Below are 17,163 nucleotides of genomic sequence, written 5' to 3'. Positions count from 1 at the left end.
CATGCGGGCCGCGCTTACTTCGCGCGCACCCAGTCGCAGAATTCCTGCGTGATCAACTGTTCGTAGATCTGTTCGTCGCTGACGTCGAGCGATTCGAGATGCAGGAAGCCGACGTTCGGCATTTCGTCCGCGATTTCCGCGAGGAAGCCGAATTCGCTCGGATCGCCGACGCCGACGAGCGACCAGTACAGCGGGAAGTGCTGCGACTCGGCCAGCAGCTGGCGCACGCGCTTGCGGTCGTTCTTCGGGTTCTGGCCGTCGGTGACGAACAGCACCCATGCGGGCAGATGGCCGTTCACCGGCGCGGATGCGGCCGGCGCGGTCGTTTCGTCCGCGCCGCCGAACAGCCGGCTCAGGAAGCCGCGTTTCTCTTCGCGCTTCGGCGCCGGCTCCGGCGCGCGGAAGAAGAAGTCGACGATGTCGTTCATCACCGGCGCGTACTGCGTGCCGCCCCACTTGTCGATCCGCGCTTCGAGCACGTGGTCGGAGATATACGAGCCGTAGTTGTCCGGCGTCGCGGTCGGCAGGCGGTCGTAGCCTTCGGTGAAGGTCCACGTGTCGACTTCACCGTTGTCGTCGAACTTCAGTGCGATGCCGAGGATCCGGTCGTGCGTCTCCTGGATCACGCCCGACTGGTAAAGCGGCTTCGCGGAACCCGAGATGTCGAGCGCCGCGCCGACACGCACGACGGGCGGCTTCAGGATCTGGCGTTTTTCGAGGACGATCGCGACCTTCGCCGCGCGTTTCTCAAGCGTAATCATGCGGTGTTCCTTAGTTATGCTTCGGAGCGAATCGGGTGATCAGGTCCTGTTCGAGCTGGCGCAGGCGCGGCGCGTCCTGCTCGCGCTGGCGCTTGCCGTCGGCGATGATCTGCGTGATGTCGTCGAACGCGCCGAACAGCTGCTGCTGCGCGTATTCGAACGTGTCGGTCGAGATCACCGGGCGCTGGCCGAGCCTCGCGACTTCCTGCGCGTTCTGGCGATTCAGGTCGGCCTGCGCCCGGATCGCCTCGTCGGCCGCGTCGTATGTCGCGTTCGCGAGCGCCGCCGCGCGCTTCGTGCTGAGCTGTTCGAGGTAGAGCGCGAACGCGTTGGTCCACGCGGGGATCAGCACGGTCTTGATCGTCATGAACTTCGACGTCAGCGTGCGTTTCTGGTCCTGCTCCATCCGGATCTGCGGCGCGAGCTGCTTCGACATCAGCATCGCGCGGTCGAGGTCGTCGAGCTTGCTTTCGAGCGCGTCGACCTTGCGCTTCACGTCGAACAGGCGCTGCGCGGCGAACGCGTCGTCCGCCGGCTGCTGGCCGGCCGCGAGATGCGCGCGCAGCGTCGCGAGCGCCGTTTCGCCGTGCGCCTTCGACTGCGCGAGCTCCTGGTGCAGCGCGTAGTTGTCGTTGTACATCCGCTCGAGCTCGTCGATGCCGGCCTTCTGGCGCTGCGCATGGTTTTCGAGCTCGACGACGAGCGTGTCCATCCGCTTGCTCACCGACTCGTATTGCGACAGCAGCTTTTCCTTCGTCGAGCGGAACAGACGCGTGACCTGCGTGAGCAGCCCGCCCTTGTCGGCGCCGCGCGGATCGAGCCCCTTCGCGGTCGCGATCAGTTCGTTGAGCTTGTCGCCGAACCGGTCGGCATCCGATGCGCGGACGCTTGCGAGAATCTGCCGGGAGAAGGCGGCGATCCGCGTGCCCTGCGTCGCGCCGAGCTGGTCGATCTCGTCGACGGAGATCAGGCGCGCGTGCTCCGTCGGCTGCACTGCCGGCACGACGGCGGCGGCGGGCACTGCGACGGGTGACAAAGACGGGGTGGAAGGACGATCGCTGACCGCATCGGATTTCTTGTCGTCGAATAGCGGCTTCATGTGGCTACCACGTTTCCTTTTCTGCTTTTTGCTACGTGCTGTCGTCGTGCGCGCGAGGCGCGCATCAGCGATAACCGCCGTGCTCTCTCACGGGCGGCAGACGGACAATAAATGGCACGGACGCATCGCGTCAAGGGAAGGAATTCTTTCACTTTCCATTCATTTTGTAATGTTGTGTGCGGACGCGGTGCCCGGACGTCGCCCTTCCTGCCGCCATGCGCGTGGGCCGCGCAAGTTCAGCGCGCGCCGAAACTTACATGTCTGATCAATGCGAAAGAAAAATGAAACTGCCGATTCCGGCGGATTTCAGATGGTGCGCACGCACGCATGAGGCGCTCGCGGCAGTCGATCGCACACTACCGATCCTGTACGCGATGCATGCCGAGCCGAGGCAGAATGAACGGCACGGATCGGTCACGAATCGTGAAATCCCATCGCCCGTCGATATCCACGAACGTCGCGCTGAAATGACGGTCGTCGGACCACGTGATGTCGTCCAGATGGCACGACGCATACATCGCGCCGACCGTGCGCTGCGCGCGCACCTTCAGCGGATCCTTCGACACGAGCGTGAACGTGACGGCTTCCTCGAACGGGCAGTCGTAGTCGGTGACGAGCAGATACGCGGTCGGTGTGGCTGTCGATGACGACCGATTTCTGACGTGCGTGCAAGGGAGTGGCGGGCCGCCGCCAGAGTTTGCTATACTCTCGGTCTTCCGGAGAGATGGATGAGTGGTTTAAGTCGCACGCCTGGAAAGCGTGTATAGGTTAATCGCCTATCGGGGGTTCGAATCCCCCTCTCTCCGCCAGAATGCAAGAAGCCCCTTGATTTCCCGAAATCAAGGGGCTTTTCGTTTTTGGGCGTTTGGAGCGCCGACACGCTCCCCATCCGTCCGCCTCCCGCATCACGGATGCCTGATGTAATCCACCAACGCCCGCGTATATTCATCCGGCTGCCGATCGCACAGGCTCACCGCAATCGCCACCGCAAACCCCGCCGGCACGCCGAACACGCCCGAACTGATCGGCTCGATCCCGAACCACGTGCTCCCCGCGAACCCCGTCAACTGCGTGAAGTACGGATAGGTCGACACGATGTAGTACACGCACACCGCGAGCCCCGTCACCATCCCGGCGATCGCGCCGCGCGTCGTCGTGCGCTTCCAGAACACACCGAGCACGAGCACCGGAAAGAAGCTCGATGCTGCCAGCGAGAACGCCGCGCCGACGAGAAACAGGATCTTCCCGGTATTGAGCGACGCGACATACGACGCGAACAGCGCGACGCCGAGCAGCAGCACCTTCGAGATCGTCACGCGCCGCTGGCTCGACGCGTCCGGCGCGACCATGCAGTAATAGACGTCGTGCGACAGCGCGTTCGCGATCGTCAGCAGCAGCCCGTCCGCGGTCGACAGCGCGGCGGCAAGCGCGCCGGCCGCGATCAACCCCGACACGACATACGGCAGCCCCGCGATCTCCGGCGCGGCCAGCACGACCATGTCCGGCTGCATCTGGATTTCCGACCAGTGCACGATGCCGTCGCGAATCACCTCGACGACGCTGATCAGGTCGGGTTCGAAGTGATGCCATTGCGTGACCCACGCCGGCAATTCGGCGAACGGCCGCCCGACGAGGTTCGCCAGGATCTCGTATTTGATCAGCACCGCGAGCACCGGCACGCTCAGGTAAAACAGCGCGATGAAGAACAGCGTCCAGCCGACCGAGCGGCGCGCCGACGCAACCGACGTGGTCGTGTTGTAGCGCGTCAGGATGTGCGGCAGGCTCGCGGTGCCGAGCGACAGGCACAGCAGCAGCGCGAGGAAATTCCGCTCGCGCGGCTTGCGTTCGTCGTCGCTCGCGGCGGGAAACGGCTCGTGCATCGGCACGGGCGGCTCGGCACGCGCCAGCATGTCGTCGCGCGCCTGTGTCCACACGACGCGCGCCGCCGCCGGATCGCGCGGGAAGTCGGCCAACTCGCGCTCGCGCTGGCTGATCTCGCGCAGCGGCCCGTTGTGGCGCCGCAAGTCGGCGAGCTGGTCGACGAGATGCCTGCGCGCGTCCGCATAGGACACCGGCAACCGGTCGAGCCGCGTCTGGATGTCCGCGGCTTGCCGCCGGTACGCGTCGCGCACCTTCTGCTCGTCGGCCGCATCGCGCACCTGCGCCTCGCGCGCCGCGACGCGCTCCATCAGCTTGCCGTAATTGAACTGCGGCACCGGGCCGAGCCCGTTCTTCATCGCGATCAGCGACACCGGAATCAGGATCGCGCTGATCAGGATGATGTACTGCGCGACCTGCGTCCACGTGACCGCGCGCATCCCGCCGAGAAACGAGCACACGAGAATGCCCGCGAGCCCGCAGAAGATCCCGATCGCGAAATCGACGCCGATGAAGCGCGTCGCGATCAACCCGATCCCCTGGATCTGCGCGACCAGGTACACGAACGAACACAGGATCGCCGCGCCGGCCGCGAGCGCGCGCACGGCCGTGCTCGAGAAGCGCGTGCCGAGAAAGTCGGGAATCGTGTAGCGCGCGAGCTTGCGCACATAAGGCGCGAGCAGGAAGGCGACGAGGCAGAACCCGCCCGTCCAGCCCATCACGTACGCCAGCGCGTCGTAGCCGGTCGAGTAGAGCGATCCGGCCAGGCCGATGAACGACGCGGCCGACAGCCAGTCGGCCGCCGTCGCCATCCCGTTGAACGCGGACGGCACGCGCCGCCCGGCCACGTAGTACTCGACGAGATCGGACGTGCGCGACAGCAGCCCGATCACCGCATACACGGCGATCGGCACGAACAGGAACACATAGCCGATCCATACACCGGAGCCGGCCGCGCGCTCGATCCGCCACATCAGCAGCACGAACCCGAGAAAGCCCAGCGTGTAGAGCGCGTACGCGCGTATCAGTCGATGCGTCAGCATGAATCAGCGCCCGCCGTGCGCATTGCCGGTGCGCGCCGCATGGTCGTCGTACGCGCGGCGCAGCGTGCGGTCCGCGCGTTGCATCAGCCCGATGTAGACGACGATCAACACGAGATACACGAGAATCGCGCCCTGCGCGCCGACATAGAACGGCAGGCTGAAGCCGGCGAACCGGACCCCGGCGAGCGCGGGCCCGAAGAACGGCACGATGAACGACACCGAGAAACCGATCGCCATCAGCACCGCGATCAACGCGACGTTGAAGCGCCAGTAGCGCGCGTGGGCACGCGCGAGCGGTTCGGGAACGGGCGGCGGCGCGACAGGCGCGGGACGGGTCGGAACGGTCATGCCGTTATTTAGCAAAAAGCCCCTGCGCGGACAATCGGGATTGCCGCGCAGGGGCTCATGCGCGCGTGGCGCACGACAGGTGAGATCAGCGCACTTCGGCGAGCTGATCGAGGATGGCCGGATTCTCGAGCGTGGACGTATCCTGCGTGATCGCCTCGCCCTTCGCGAGCGAGCGCAGCAGGCGCCGCATGATCTTGCCCGAGCGCGTCTTCGGCAGGTTGTCGCCGAAGCGGATGTCCTTCGGCTTCGCGATCGGCCCGATCTGCTTGCCGACCCAGTCGCGCAGCGTCTTCGCGAGCGTCGCCGCTTCCTCGCCCTCCGGACGCGAACGCTTCAGCACCACGAACGCGACCACGGCCTCGCCCGTTGTGTCGTCCGGACGGCCGACCACGGCCGCCTCGGCAACGAGTTCGTGCGACACCAGCGCCGACTCGATCTCCATCGTGCCGAGCCGGTGGCCCGACACGTTCAGCACGTCGTCGATCCGGCCCATGATCGTGAAGTAGCCGGTGTCCTTGTCGCGCACGGTGCCGTCGCCGGCGAGGTAGAGCGTGCCGCCGAGTTCTTCCGGGTAATAACTCTTCTTGAAACGCTCCGGGTCGCCCCAGATCGTGCGGATCATCGCCGGCCACGGGCGCTTGACGACGAGGATACCGCCCTGACCGTTCGGCACGTCCTGGCCCGTCTCGTCGACGACGGCCGCCATGATGCCCGGCAGCGGCAGCGTGCACGAACCGGGCACGGTCGGCGTCGCGCCCGGCAGCGGCGTGATCATGTGGCCGCCCGTCTCGGTCTGCCACCACGTATCGACGATCGGGCAACGCTCCTGGCCGACGTGCTTGTGATACCACATCCACGCTTCCGGATTGATCGGCTCGCCGACCGTGCCGATGATGCGCAGGCTCGACAGGTCATAGCTCTTCGGATGCACCTTGTCGTCGGCTTCGGCCGCCTTGATCAGCGAACGGATCGCGGTCGGCGCGGTATAGAACACGCTGACCTTGTGGTCGCCGATCATCTTCCAGAATCGGCCGGCGTCGGGATAGGTCGGCACGCCCTCGAACACGACCTGCGTGCCGCCGCATGCGAGCGGGCCGTACGTGATGTACGTGTGGCCGGTGACCCAGCCGATGTCGGCCGTGCACCAGAACACGTCGGTCGGCTTCCAGTCGAAGGTCCACTTCATCGTCTGCGCGGCCCACAGCAGGTAGCCGCCGGTGCTGTGCTGCACGCCCTTCGGCTTGCCGGTCGAGCCCGACGTATACAGGATGAACAGCGGATGCTCGGCACCGACCCATTCCGGCTCGCAGCGGTCGGACTCGCCGTCCGCGATCTCATGCATCCACAGGTCGCGGCCCGCATGCCAGTCGATCTTGCCGCCGGTGCGGCGATAGACGATCACGCTTTTCACGGCTTCGCAGCCACCCATCGCGATCGCCTCGTCGGCGATGCTCTTGAGCGGCAGCGTCTTGCCGCCGCGCGCCTGCTCGTCGGCGGTGACGAGCGCCACCGCGCCGACGTCGACGAGCCGCTCGTTCAGCGATTTCGCGGAGAAGCCGCCGAACACGACCGAGTGGGTCGCGCCGATGCGCGCGCAGGCCTGCATCGCGACGATGCCTTCGATCGACATCGGGATGTAGATGACAACGCGGTCGCCCTTGCCGATCCCGCGTTTCTTCAACGCGTTCGCGAAGCGCGACACGCGCGCCAGCAGATCGGCATAGGTGACGCGCGTGACGGTGCCGTCGTCGGCCTCGAAGATCACCGCGACGCGCTCGCCGTTGCCGGCTTCGACGTGGCGGTCGAGGCAGTTGTACGACGCGTTCAGTTCGCCGTCGTCGAACCATTTGTAGAACGGCGCGTTGGACTCGTCGAGCACCTTCGTGAACGGCTTGTGCCACGCGAGGCCCTCGCGCGCGAGACGCGCCCAGAAGCCTTCGTAGTCGCGCTCGGCCTCGGCGGCGAGCGCGCGATAGGCCGGCATGCCGGAAATGGTCGCCGCCTGCTCGAGCGCCGCGGGCGGCGCAAACTGGCGGGTTTCGTGAAGAACCGATTCAATCGCAGACATCGACAACCCCTTGGTGAACATGAATCCTCTGCATGGCGGCGCGATCGTGCGCGCCGCGTCTTGGCCGGCGCATCCGCGCCGCTGTCTCCCACCCACCCGCACGCGGCCGCGAAGGCTGCGCGCGATGTTGCACCGCACCACGTCGCGCGACGATGAACGTGCGGCGCGGCAGTTTCCACGATAAGCGCTCCAACTTACCCGTCACTTACGCGGCATGGCCGTTTCGCACGCCGGGCGGCGCTTTACGCTGTAACGACCGCGACCCTACAATCCTAACTGAACTCGCCTCCCGGATTCCAGCTTGAATCGCTATGCCCTCTTCCTCATCCTGTCGATGCTGTTCGTCGGCAGCAACGTCGGTATCGGTAAATCCATCGTTGCATTCGTCCCCGTCGCCATCCTCGCCACGCTGCGCTTCGTGATCGCGATCGCCGTGCTGTGGCCGCTGTTCAGCCCCGTGAAGATGCGCGCGGTCAAGCGCGGCGAATGGCTGAACCTGTTCCTGCAGGCGTTCTTCGGCACCTTCATGTTCACGCTGCTGATGCTCAACGGTGTGCAGCGCACGAGCGCGGTGGCGGCCGGCGTCATCACGAGCACGATCCCGGCGATCGTCGCGCTGTTCGCGTGGCTGATCCTGCGCGAAAAACCGAACGGCCGTGCGCTCGTGTCGATCGTGCTCGCGATCGCCGGCGTCGTGACGATCAACCTCGCCAACGTTCGTGCGTCCGCGCACGGCGACGCATCCGGCTCGCTGACCGGCAACCTGCTGATCCTCGGCGCGGTGTGCTGCGAATCGATCTACGTGATCCTGTCGCGCCGGCTCACACAGACGCTCGCGCCGATCGACATCTGCGCGTATACGCACCTGTTCGGCCTGTTCCTGATGCTGCCGCTCGGTGCGACGGCGCTTTGGCATTTCGATTACGCGAGCGTGCCCACCGGCACGTGGGCGCTCGTCGTCTGGTACGGGCTGTCGGCCAGCATCTTCTCGTTCTGGCTGTGGATGAAGGGCATCCGGCACGTGCCCGGCAGCCTCGCCGGCGTGTTCAGCGCGGTGCTGCCGATCGCCGCGGCCGCGTACGGCATCGCGTTCCTCGGCGAGCGCCCGACGCTCGCGCACGGCATCGCGCTCGCATGCGTCGTCACCGGCATCGTGCTTGCGAGCCTGCGCGTGAAACGCGTGCCGGCGGCCGCATCCTGATCGGTCCCCGGCAGTGCCGGCGCGTCGCTGCAGTCGCGCCGGCCGACGCGTTACAATAGCGCGCCATTTCAAGATTACCCCCGATACCTGCGCACCGCGCCCGCACCGCCATCATGTCCGCCCCGCATTCGCCCGGCCGCCCCGCCCGTCGCCCGCTTCGCCCGCTTCCCGCGTTGATTTTCATGAGCCGCTGGCTCCAGGTTCCGCTTTACCTGGGCCTGATCGTCGCGCAAGCCGTCTACGTGTTCCTGTTCCTGAAGGAAGTCTGGCACCTGCTGTCGCATGCGGCCGGCCTCGACGAAGTCAGCGTGATGCTCGCGGTGCTCGGCCTGATCGACGTGGTGATGATCTCGAACCTGCTGATCATGGTGATCGTCGGCGGTTACGAAACGTTCGTGTCGCGCCTCGGCATCGAGGGCCACCCCGACGAGCCCGAGTGGCTCGATCACGTGAACGCGGGCGTGCTGAAGGTCAAGCTGTCGATGGCGCTGATCAGCATTTCGTCGATCCACCTGCTGAAGACGTTCATCAACCCCGACCAGCACACCACGCACGCGATCATGTGGCAGGTGATCATCCACGTGTCGTTCCTCGTGTCGGCGCTCGTGATGGCGTGGGTCGACCGCCTGACGACCCACACGCACCCGGCCCATTTCCACGAGACGCATGCGCCCGCCGCGGCCGCGTCCCGCAAGCCGGTCGAAGCGGCCGTCAACGCATAAACGCATTCCCCACTGTCCTCACAGAGTCTCAGCCATGACCGTCATCAAACAGGAAGACCTGATCCAGAGCATCGCGGATTCGCTGCAGTACATCAGCTACTACCATCCGCTCGACTACATCCAGGCACTCGGCCGCGCGTACGAGCTGGAAGAGAGCCCGGCCGCGAAGGACGCGATCGCGCAGATCCTCACGAACAGCCGCATGTGCGCGGAAGGCAAGCGCCCGATCTGCCAGGACACCGGCATCGTCACGATCTTCGTGAAGGTCGGCATGGACGTGCGCTGGGACGGCGCGACGATGGGCCTCACCGACATGATCAACGAAGGCGTGCGTCGCGGTTACACGCACCCGGACAACGTGCTGCGCGCATCGATCGTCAACCCGCCGGAAGGTGCCCGCAAGAACACGAAGGACAACACGCCGGCCGTGATCCACTACGAGATCGTGCCGGGCGACAAGGTCGACGTGCAGGTCGCGGCGAAGGGCGGCGGCTCGGAGAACAAGTCGAAGTTCGTGATGCTGAACCCGTCCGACTCGATCGTCGACTGGGTGCTGAAGACCGTCCCGACGATGGGCGCGGGCTGGTGCCCGCCCGGCATGCTCGGGATCGGCATCGGCGGCACCGCCGAGAAGGCGATGCTGATGGCGAAGGAATCGCTGATGGAGCCGATCGACATCCAGGAAATCATCGCGCGCGGCCCGAAGGACTGGGTCGAGGAACTGCGCGTCGAGCTGCACGAGAAGGTCAACGCGCTCGGCATCGGCGCACAGGGCCTCGGCGGCCTGGCGACCGTGCTCGACGTGAAGATCATGGCCGCACCGACGCACGCCGCGTCGAAGCCGGTCGCGCTGATCCCGAACTGCGCGGCCACGCGCCACGCGCACTTCGTGCTCGACGGCTCGGGCCCGGCCAAGCTTGAAGCGCCGTCGCTCGACGCCTGGCCGAAGGTCCAGTGGGAACCGAACACGGAAACCAGCAAGCGCGTCGACCTGAACACGCTGACGCCGGAAGAAGTCGCGAGCTGGGCGCCGGGCCAGACGCTGCTGCTGTCGGGCAAGATGCTCACCGGCCGCGACGCCGCGCACAAGCGCATCGCCGACATGCTCGCGAAGGGCGAGAAGCTGCCGGTCGACTTCACGAACCGCGTGATCTACTACGTCGGCCCGGTCGATCCGGTTCGCGACGAAGTGGTCGGTCCGGCCGGCCCGACGACGGCCACGCGCATGGACAAGTTCACCGAGACGATGCTCGCGCAGACGGGCCTGATCTCGATGGTCGGCAAGGCCGAGCGCGGCCCGGTCGCGATCGACGCGATCAAGAAGCACAAGGCGGCCTACCTGATGGCGGTCGGCGGTGCGGCCTACCTCGTGTCGAAGGCGATCCGCGGCGCGAAGGTGCTCGCGTTCGAAGACCTCGGCATGGAAGCAATCTACGAGTTCGACGTGCAGGACATGCCGGTGACGGTCGCCGTCGATTCGTCGGGCACGTCGGTGCACCAGACCGGTCCGAAGGAGTGGCAGGCGAAGATCGGCAAGATCCCGGTCGCAGCCGCTTAAACGCGATCGCACGAAAGGCCGGACGGGAGTCCGGCCTTTTTGCTTCCCGTTCTCATTATTGCGTGCAGCCGGTTCTTCAAGGCTGATTCTCATTACACGCAAAAGGCAGGCCCGACAAGGCTGCGAGGCTTGGCTTTTCTCGTTCGAGCGATTATCGTTCGGTTTCTGAAGCCCCACTGAACAAGGAACAGCCATGCAAGGCGACAAGAAAGTCATCGAATATCTGAACGCCCAACTGAAGAATGAACTCACGGCGATCAACCAGTACTTCCTGCATGCGCGCATGTACAAGCACTGGGGCCTCGACAAGCTCGGCAAGCACGAGTACGACGAGTCGATCGGCGAAATGAAGCACGCTGACTGGCTGATCGAACGCGTGTTCATGCTCGACGGCCTGCCGAACCTGCAGGACCTGCACAAGCTGCTCATCGGCGAGGAAACCGAAGAAATCCTGAAGTGCGACCTGAAGCTCGAGCAGGTCTCGCAGGCCACGTGCAAGGAAGCGATCGCCTACTGCGAATCGGTTCGCGACTATGTGTCGCGCGAGATCTTCGAAAAGATCCTCGACGACACCGAAGAGCATATCGACTGGCTGGAAACGCAGATCGACCTGATCGGCAAGGTCGGCCTGCAGAACTACCAGCAAACGATGATGGGTTCGGCCGAGTAATCGCCCCGCCCGCACGACGATGACGAACCAGCCAGCCGCTCCCGCGATGCGCGCCGCCGCCCCTGTCGGAATCTTCGATTCGGGGCTCGGCGGCCTGTCGGTGCTGCGCGCCGTGCGCGCGCACCTGCCCGGCGAGTCGTTCGTCTATACCGCCGATACGCGCTACATCCCGTACGGCGAGCGCGACGACGCCTTCATCACCGAGCGCACGCTCGCGATCGGCGAATGGTTTGTCCGGCAGGGCGCGAAAGCACTCGTCGTCGCCTGCAATACGGCAACCGCCCAGTCGATCGCGGCGGTACGCGAGCATCTCGCGATCCCGCTCGTCGGCGTCGAGCCGGGCATCAAGCCGGCCGTCCAGCAGTCCGCGAGCGGCGTCGCCGGCGTGCTCGCCACCCAGGCGACGCTGCGCAGCGCCCGATTCCAGGCGCTGCTCGAACGTCATGGCGCCGGTTGCCGCTTCATCTGCCAGCCGGGCCACGGGCTCGTGCAGGCAATCGAGAACGGCGACACAGGCTCGCCCGCGCTGCGCGCGCTGCTCGACAGCTATCTGCAACCGATGCTGGACGACGGCGCCGATACGGTCGTCCTTGGCTGCACGCACTACCCGTTCCTCACCGCAACGATTCGTGACATTGTCGGCGACCGCATGGCGATCATCGACACGAGCGACGCGATCGCGCTCCAGCTCGCGCGCGTACTCGACCAGCACGGCCTGCGTGCGCCCGACGGCACGCCCGTCGCGTCGCCCCGCTTCTGCTCGACCGGCGACGGCCGGCAATTGCAGGCGCTCGAGTCGACGCTGCTCGGCCTCGATGCGCCAGTCGAATCCGTCACCATTTCCTCGCCGAACGCACGCGCCTACGCGACTGCCTGACGCGGGCCGGCACGCCCTCTCCCGACGCGGCTCCGCCGCCCCCGTCGTTTCAAGGGTCCGATGACCTTAAAAAAAGCCCGACCCAGGCTTGTCAACGCCCGCAAAATTAATGATAATAATTCGCATTACCGTTAGCTATCGCAACTCATCATGATCGTCTGCGTGTGCAAGTCTGTTTCCGATCGCAAGATTCGCGCGTCCCTCGCTGAGGGCATGAACTCTTTCGATGAACTCCAGTTCGAGCTCGGCGTGGCCACGTGCTGCGGCAAGTGCGAGGAGTCCGTACGCGACCTCATGGCCGAGCAAGGCGTCTGCGCGAGCCGGTGCGGTGTCGAGCATCACGCTCACCCGATCCCGGTCACGTTCTACGAACGCAAGGCCGCCTGACCGGCGCCGAGTGTGCATATGCGGCCCCGGCCGCATTTTTTGTTTTGACCGTCAGCAAGCCACCGTCTGCGCGAGCCAGCGGCTTACCTGCCAAGGAGCCTGTGATGGAATTGCTGATCGGATTCGTGACCACCGTTTGCATCTCGCTGCTGATCTTCCGCAAGTGATGCCGATTCACCCGCCGCGCCCCGGGTGCGACATCGTTCTTTCAAGCTAACATGCAGGCTTCGCATTCCGCTCCTGCCGGCGTCTTGCCGGCTGCACCACGTATGAATCCCCGAGTGATCGTCGTCGCGGTCGGTGTGCTTGCCGCACACGCGGTCATGCTGACGGCCGCCTGGCTCCATCGCAACGCGCCGCCGCCGAAGGAGATCGAGGTCCAGTCGATCACCGCGCAGCTCATCCCGCCCGCGCCTGCTGCGCAGCCGGTCGCGGTCCAATCGGCCGCGCAGCCCGCACCGCCGAAGCCCACGCCGCGCGTGAAGCCGAAGGTCGAGCCGAAGCCGACGCAGAAAGCGGTCAAGCCGACGCCCCAGCCGGTCGCGCAATCGCCGTCGCCGACACCCGTGCCGGCAGCCGCCGATCCGGCACCTGCGCCCGCCGTGCCTGCTCCTGCTGCGCCGGCCGCCACGCCCGGCCCGGCTCGCGAAACGATGCAGGTCAGCGCGCCGAAGAACGTTTCTGCACTCAGCTGTAATTTCGTGAAGCCCACCTATCCGTCGATGTCGCGTCGCCGCGGCGAAACGGGCACGGCCTATGTTCACTTCATCATCGGCGTGACGGGCAAGATCGAGAGCGTCCAGTTGCAGAAGAGCAGCGGCTACCCGCGTCTCGACGAAGCCGCACTCGATGCGACGCGCGCCAGCACCTGTCCGCCGTATATCGAGAACGGCCAGGCGATCCGTGCCGCCCATACGCTGCCCTTCAACTTCACGCTCGACGATTAATCCGTCTCATTCGGTAGATTCAAAGGAAACACAAAAATGCAAAGCTACGGTATCGCGCACGTCTGGGCGCAAGGTGATTTCGTCACGCGCGCCATTGCAATCACGCTGCTCGTGATGTCGGTCCTTTCGTGGATCGTGATCGTCGTCAAGGGCTGGAACGTGGTTCGCCTGAACCGCCTCACGAAGAACGCCGAACAAGCGTTCTGGCATTCGGACGATTTCGACGACGGCGTCAAGAAGCTCGGCCTCGCCGCATCGACGCCGAACGACAACCCGTTCCTCGCGCTCGCGCTGTCGGGCAAGGAAGCCGCCGATCACCACCACCAGACGCAACCGCACCTGCACGACCGCATGGACGTGTCCGACTGGGTCACGCGCTGCCTGAAGGACACGATGGACGAAGGCATCTCGCGCATGCAGAGCGGTCTCGCGATCCTCGCGTCGATCGGCAGCACGGCGCCGTTCGTCGGCCTGTTCGGCACGGTCTGGGGGATCTACCACGCACTGCTCGCAATCGGCGCAACCGGCCAGACGTCGATCGACCAGGTCGCGGGCCCGGTCGGCGAATCGCTGATCATGACGGCCTTCGGCCTGTTCGTCGCGATCCCGGCCGTGCTCGGCTACAACGCACTGACCCGTGCGAACAAGGGTGTCGTCAGCAAGCTGCGCCGCTTCGCGCATGGCCTGCACGCGTACTTCGTGACGGGCGCAAGCCTCGCATCGTCGTCGACGCGCGACGGCCTGCGTCTCGCGACGCGCGCCAGCTGAGGCGGGGTGAACCATGGCAATGAACACCGGTTTCAGCGACGATGACGACGATGCCGTGATGAGCGAGATCAACATGACGCCGCTCGTCGACGTCATGCTCGTACTCCTGATCATTTTCCTCGTGACGATCCCGGCGATGCAGCATGCGGTGAAGATCGACCTGCCGCACGCCAGCAGCCAGCCCGTCGACGAAAAACCGCAGACGGTCGACGTCGCGATCCAGGGCGACGGCACGATCCTGTGGGACGACCACACGGTCACGCGCGAACAGTTGCAGGCGCGCATTGCGGAAGCCGCGAAACGCACGCCGCAGCCGGAGTTGCACCTGCGTGCGGACCGCAAGGTTGCATACGAACATGTGGCCGAAGTGATGTCGGATGCGCAGGCCGGCGGCCTGACGAAGCTCGGCTTCGTGACGGAGCCGCGCGCGAAAACGAAGTAACGCAGGCGCGTTTCGCACCTCGCGAGGTGCACATCGCCGGCCGCCCCTAAGCGGGCGTCCCTAACCGGGCGTCCCTAACCGGGCGTCCCCAAAGTAAAAGGCCTTCATCGCCAGATGAAGGCCTTTTTTCATGCGCACGCGGGCGCCTTCGGGCGGCGGGCTCTTCGGCGGTATCGGTTGCGCCTCGAGCAACGCAATGCGGCTACCGTGGTCTGCACGGACTGCGCGTTCTGCCCTATCTGGCTCGCAATATATGCGGCCACCTGATTTCGCTCAGAAACTTCCTTCACGAAATGGGATTCCAATATAGGCCCGCCCGCCCGCGCATTCAAGGTTCCGGCGATTGAAACTTGCGATTGCCGGCGACGCTTCAATGACAAAACAAATTTGCCTCGTCGTGCGCGTCGTGTTCAGGTCGCCGAAGCATCGGCCGCCGCTTCCTTCTTCGCGCGCTCGGGGCAACCCGGCTCCTTGTAGGCGCCGTGATCGAGCTTCTCGACCAGGTAGTCGACGAACGCACGCACCGCGGGCGGCATCCCCTGCCGCGACACGAATACCGCATACAGTTGCGGCACCGGCAGCGTCCAGCCCGGCATCACGGGCGACAGTTGGCCCGCGCGCAGCGCGTTGCCGTACATCATCTCCGGCAGCGCCGCGATGCCGAGGCCATCGAGCACGGCCTCGCGGATCGTCATCAGGTCGGCCGTCACGAGCCGCGGGTCATGCTCGTGCACATGGCGCGTACCGTCCGGCGCAATCAGGTTGAATACGTGCCGCCCGTCGACGCTCGGCGTATCGAGCGTCTCGAAATAAGTCAGGTCGTCCGGCACCAGCGGCGGCGCATTCTGGCTCAGCAGACTCGGCGCGCCGACCAGCATCTGTTCGGTGCGCCACAGCGGCCGCACGACGATGTTGGCGTTCTGCGGCGGCTCCGAGCGCACGCGCAGCGCGACGTCGATCGAATCCTCGAACAGGTCGATCACGCGGTTCGTCACGCGGACGTGCACCTTCACCTCGGGATAACGGCGCAGGAATTCGGGCAGGATGCGAGACAGCATCGTCTGTGACAGCGTGACAGGCACGCTGACACGCACCGAGCCGCGCGGCGACGCGCGCAACTGCTGCACCGCGTTCATCGCAGCCTGCGCTTCGGCGAGCATCGCCTGGCAATGCTGGTAGAACAGTTCTCCCGCCTCGGTCAGCGCGAGCTTGCGCGTCGAGCGCTGCAGCAGGCGCACGCCGAGCGCCGCCTCGAGCTCGGTCAGGCGCCGCGACAGGCGCGATTTCGAGATGCCCAGCACGCGCTCCGCCGCCGAGAAACCGCCATGTTCGACGACCTGCGAAAAGTACATCAGGTCGTTCAGGTTATGTGCATCGAGATTCATGTCATCGTTCCAATTTCAGAACAATCCATTGCGAACCGTCGCAAATCGAACGGTAAAACGCTCAATATAATAGCGCTGTGTTTCAAAAATAACGCTATTTCGACGATTTCGAGGGCTTCCCCATGACGACCGCTCGCTCGCTTGACCGCACGTACCCCGCGCTTCGCACCACCGAAGGCGGCGGCTTAGTGGTTCACCGCCCGTTCCCGACCCGACTGCTGATGGACTTCGATCCGTTCCTGCTGCTCGACGAAATGGGCCCCGTCGACTATGCCCCCGGCGAAGCCGTGGGCGCTCCCGACCATCCGCATCGCGGCTTCGAGACCGTGACCTACGCACTCGACGGACGCTTTTGCCATCGCGACTCGTCCGGCCATGCTGGCACACTCGGCCCCGGCGACGTGCAATGGATGACAGCCGGCGCCGGCGTCGTGCACAGCGAGATGCCGGACCCGGTGTTCGCGCAGGCGGGCGGCCGCTCCCACGGCTTCCAGCTATGGGTCAACCTGCCGCGCCGCGACAAGCTGATCGCGCCGCGCTACCAGGAGATCCCGGCCGACCGCATTCCGAGCGCGACGTCGCCGGACGGCCGCGCACGCGTGCGCGTCATCGCCGGTGAAGCGTTCGGCGTCCGGGCCGCGATCGAGACACGCACGCCGATCCTCTACCAGCATTTCACGCTGGAACCCGGTGCAACGGTCACGCAGCCCGTGCCGGTCGGCTATCGCGTGTTTGCCTATCCGATCGACGGCACGGGCCTCTACGGGCCTGACAGGCAGGCTGTCGACGCACGGCACATGATCGTGTACGGCGACGACGGCGACACGGTCACGTTCGCCGCCGGCGACACGCCGCTCGACCTGCTGCTGATCGGCGGCGTGCCGCTCAACGAGCCGATCGTCCGCTACGGCCCGTTCGTGATGAATACCGAGGAAGAGATCCGGCAGGCCGTCGTCGACTACCAGACCGGCCGCATGGGCCGCATCGAGGCCTGACGCCCGATCCGGGG

The 17,163-nt window shown here is 65.5% G+C and carries 17 protein-coding genes and 1 tRNA gene; 11 read left to right on the top strand and 7 right to left on the bottom strand.

Annotation, left to right across the window (positions count from 1 at the left end):
* Positions 1-14: 14 nt before the first annotated feature.
* The 3 genes from OEJ37_RS18840 to OEJ37_RS18830 all read right to left on the bottom strand — a co-directional run bounded on the left by OEJ37_RS18840 (position 15) and on the right by OEJ37_RS18830 (position 2,426).
* A complete protein-coding gene (locus tag OEJ37_RS18840) occupies positions 15-761 on the bottom strand; it encodes a VWA domain-containing protein (RefSeq protein ID WP_175921107.1) in 747 nt (248 codons plus the stop codon).
* 10 nt (positions 762-771) lie between these two features.
* On the bottom strand, positions 772-1,860 hold the full coding sequence (locus tag OEJ37_RS18835; protein WP_263345086.1) for a toxic anion resistance protein: 1,089 nt from the start codon (positions 1,858-1,860) through the stop codon (positions 772-774).
* A gap of 356 nt (positions 1,861-2,216) precedes the next feature.
* A complete protein-coding gene (locus OEJ37_RS18830) occupies positions 2,217-2,426 on the bottom strand; it encodes a hypothetical protein (RefSeq protein ID WP_263345085.1) in 210 nt (69 codons plus the stop codon).
* Between the two features lie 152 nt (positions 2,427-2,578).
* Between OEJ37_RS18830 and OEJ37_RS18825 the strand changes: the two genes are divergently transcribed.
* Positions 2,579-2,669, top strand: a tRNA-Ser gene (locus tag OEJ37_RS18825).
* Positions 2,670-2,765: 96 nt separating this feature from the next.
* On the opposite strand, the gene OEJ37_RS18820 is transcribed toward OEJ37_RS18825, so the two are convergent.
* The 3 genes from OEJ37_RS18820 to acs form a co-directional block, all read right to left on the bottom strand.
* Positions 2,766-4,781 (bottom strand): sodium:solute symporter family protein, encoded by a 2,016-nt coding sequence (locus OEJ37_RS18820; RefSeq protein ID WP_263345084.1) that lies wholly within the window; start codon positions 4,779-4,781, stop codon positions 2,766-2,768.
* Positions 4,782-4,784: 3 nt separating this feature from the next.
* Positions 4,785-5,129, bottom strand: a complete 345-nt coding sequence (locus tag OEJ37_RS18815) for a DUF4212 domain-containing protein (RefSeq protein WP_034183498.1) — start codon at positions 5,127-5,129, stop codon at positions 4,785-4,787.
* 85 nt (positions 5,130-5,214) lie between these two features.
* Positions 5,215-7,197, bottom strand: a complete 1,983-nt coding sequence (gene acs, locus OEJ37_RS18810; RefSeq protein ID WP_263345082.1) for an acetate--CoA ligase — start codon at positions 7,195-7,197, stop codon at positions 5,215-5,217.
* Positions 7,198-7,498: 301 nt separating this feature from the next.
* Between acs and OEJ37_RS18805 the strand changes: the two genes are divergently transcribed.
* The 9 genes from OEJ37_RS18805 (at position 7,499) to OEJ37_RS18765 (ending at position 14,769) form a co-directional block, all read left to right on the top strand.
* Positions 7,499-8,398 carry a DMT family transporter gene (locus tag OEJ37_RS18805; protein ID WP_263345081.1) on the top strand — a complete coding sequence of 300 codons (900 nt, stop codon included), beginning with the start codon at positions 7,499-7,501 and terminating at the stop codon, positions 8,396-8,398.
* 113 nt (positions 8,399-8,511) lie between these two features.
* A complete protein-coding gene (locus OEJ37_RS18800; protein ID WP_263345080.1) occupies positions 8,512-9,120 on the top strand; it encodes a TIGR00645 family protein in 609 nt (202 codons plus the stop codon).
* 34 nt (positions 9,121-9,154) lie between these two features.
* Positions 9,155-10,678, top strand: coding sequence for a fumarate hydratase (locus tag OEJ37_RS18795; protein WP_043188737.1), 1,524 nt, complete (start codon positions 9,155-9,157; stop codon positions 10,676-10,678).
* A gap of 193 nt (positions 10,679-10,871) precedes the next feature.
* Positions 10,872-11,348, top strand: a complete 477-nt coding sequence (gene bfr / locus OEJ37_RS18790) for a bacterioferritin (RefSeq protein WP_152865252.1) — start codon at positions 10,872-10,874, stop codon at positions 11,346-11,348.
* 19 nt (positions 11,349-11,367) lie between these two features.
* Positions 11,368-12,225, top strand: coding sequence for a glutamate racemase (murI, locus tag OEJ37_RS18785; protein ID WP_263345079.1), 858 nt, complete (start codon positions 11,368-11,370; stop codon positions 12,223-12,225).
* 150 nt (positions 12,226-12,375) lie between these two features.
* Positions 12,376-12,612 (top strand): bacterioferritin-associated ferredoxin, encoded by a 237-nt coding sequence (locus tag OEJ37_RS18780; protein WP_152865256.1) that lies wholly within the window; start codon positions 12,376-12,378, stop codon positions 12,610-12,612.
* 218 nt (positions 12,613-12,830) lie between these two features.
* A complete protein-coding gene (locus OEJ37_RS18775) occupies positions 12,831-13,559 on the top strand; it encodes an energy transducer TonB (protein WP_263345078.1) in 729 nt (242 codons plus the stop codon).
* 36 nt (positions 13,560-13,595) lie between these two features.
* The gene (locus OEJ37_RS18770) at positions 13,596-14,327 is read left to right on the top strand and encodes a MotA/TolQ/ExbB proton channel family protein (protein ID WP_174422077.1); all 732 of its coding nucleotides are present in this window, start codon (positions 13,596-13,598) and stop codon (positions 14,325-14,327) included.
* A 13-nt stretch (positions 14,328-14,340) separates the two neighbouring features.
* Entirely contained in the window at positions 14,341-14,769 is a 429-nt protein-coding gene (locus tag OEJ37_RS18765; RefSeq protein ID WP_174422076.1) for an ExbD/TolR family protein, read from the top strand.
* A gap of 410 nt (positions 14,770-15,179) precedes the next feature.
* On the opposite strand, the gene OEJ37_RS18760 is transcribed toward OEJ37_RS18765, so the two are convergent.
* Complete coding sequence (locus OEJ37_RS18760) at positions 15,180-16,154, bottom strand: LysR family transcriptional regulator (RefSeq protein ID WP_152865264.1); 975 nt, start codon at positions 16,152-16,154, stop codon at positions 15,180-15,182.
* Between the two features lie 122 nt (positions 16,155-16,276).
* On the opposite strand from OEJ37_RS18760, the gene OEJ37_RS18755 reads away from it, so the two are divergent.
* A complete protein-coding gene (locus OEJ37_RS18755) occupies positions 16,277-17,149 on the top strand; it encodes a pirin family protein (RefSeq protein ID WP_263345077.1) in 873 nt (290 codons plus the stop codon).
* Positions 17,150-17,163: the final 14 nt, after the last annotated feature.

It is taken from the genome of Burkholderia sp. BKH01 (assembly GCF_025685725.1).
Taxonomy (GTDB): domain Bacteria; phylum Pseudomonadota; class Gammaproteobacteria; order Burkholderiales; family Burkholderiaceae; genus Burkholderia; species Burkholderia pyrrocinia_C.
Note: the sequence above shows the minus strand (reverse complement) of the source record. Positions and strands in the feature narration are given on the sequence as shown.

What these genes read in the sequence shown, in the direction of transcription:
- OEJ37_RS18840 (WP_175921107.1), bottom strand. Translation starts at nt 761, where the DNA reads ATGATTACGCTTGAGAAACGCGCGGCGAAGGTCGCGATCGTCCTCGAA.
- OEJ37_RS18835 (WP_263345086.1), bottom strand. Translation starts at nt 1,860, where the DNA reads ATGAAGCCGCTATTCGACGACAAGAAATCCGATGCGGTCAGCGATCGT.
- OEJ37_RS18820 (WP_263345084.1), bottom strand. Translation starts at nt 4,781, where the DNA reads ATGCTGACGCATCGACTGATACGCGCGTACGCGCTCTACACGCTGGGC.
- OEJ37_RS18815 (WP_034183498.1), bottom strand. Translation starts at nt 5,129, where the DNA reads ATGACCGTTCCGACCCGTCCCGCGCCTGTCGCGCCGCCGCCCGTTCCC.
- acs (WP_263345082.1), bottom strand. Translation starts at nt 7,197, where the DNA reads ATGTCTGCGATTGAATCGGTTCTTCACGAAACCCGCCAGTTTGCGCCG.
- OEJ37_RS18800 (WP_263345080.1), top strand. Translation starts at nt 8,512, where the DNA reads ATGTCCGCCCCGCATTCGCCCGGCCGCCCCGCCCGTCGCCCGCTTCGC.
- OEJ37_RS18795 (WP_043188737.1), top strand. Translation starts at nt 9,155, where the DNA reads ATGACCGTCATCAAACAGGAAGACCTGATCCAGAGCATCGCGGATTCG.
- bfr (WP_152865252.1), top strand. Translation starts at nt 10,872, where the DNA reads ATGCAAGGCGACAAGAAAGTCATCGAATATCTGAACGCCCAACTGAAG.
- murI (WP_263345079.1), top strand. Translation starts at nt 11,368, where the DNA reads ATGACGAACCAGCCAGCCGCTCCCGCGATGCGCGCCGCCGCCCCTGTC.
- OEJ37_RS18780 (WP_152865256.1), top strand. Translation starts at nt 12,376, where the DNA reads ATGATCGTCTGCGTGTGCAAGTCTGTTTCCGATCGCAAGATTCGCGCG.
- OEJ37_RS18775 (WP_263345078.1), top strand. Translation starts at nt 12,831, where the DNA reads ATGCAGGCTTCGCATTCCGCTCCTGCCGGCGTCTTGCCGGCTGCACCA.
- OEJ37_RS18770 (WP_174422077.1), top strand. Translation starts at nt 13,596, where the DNA reads ATGCAAAGCTACGGTATCGCGCACGTCTGGGCGCAAGGTGATTTCGTC.
- OEJ37_RS18765 (WP_174422076.1), top strand. Translation starts at nt 14,341, where the DNA reads ATGGCAATGAACACCGGTTTCAGCGACGATGACGACGATGCCGTGATG.
- OEJ37_RS18760 (WP_152865264.1), bottom strand. Translation starts at nt 16,154, where the DNA reads ATGAATCTCGATGCACATAACCTGAACGACCTGATGTACTTTTCGCAG.
- OEJ37_RS18755 (WP_263345077.1), top strand. Translation starts at nt 16,277, where the DNA reads ATGACGACCGCTCGCTCGCTTGACCGCACGTACCCCGCGCTTCGCACC.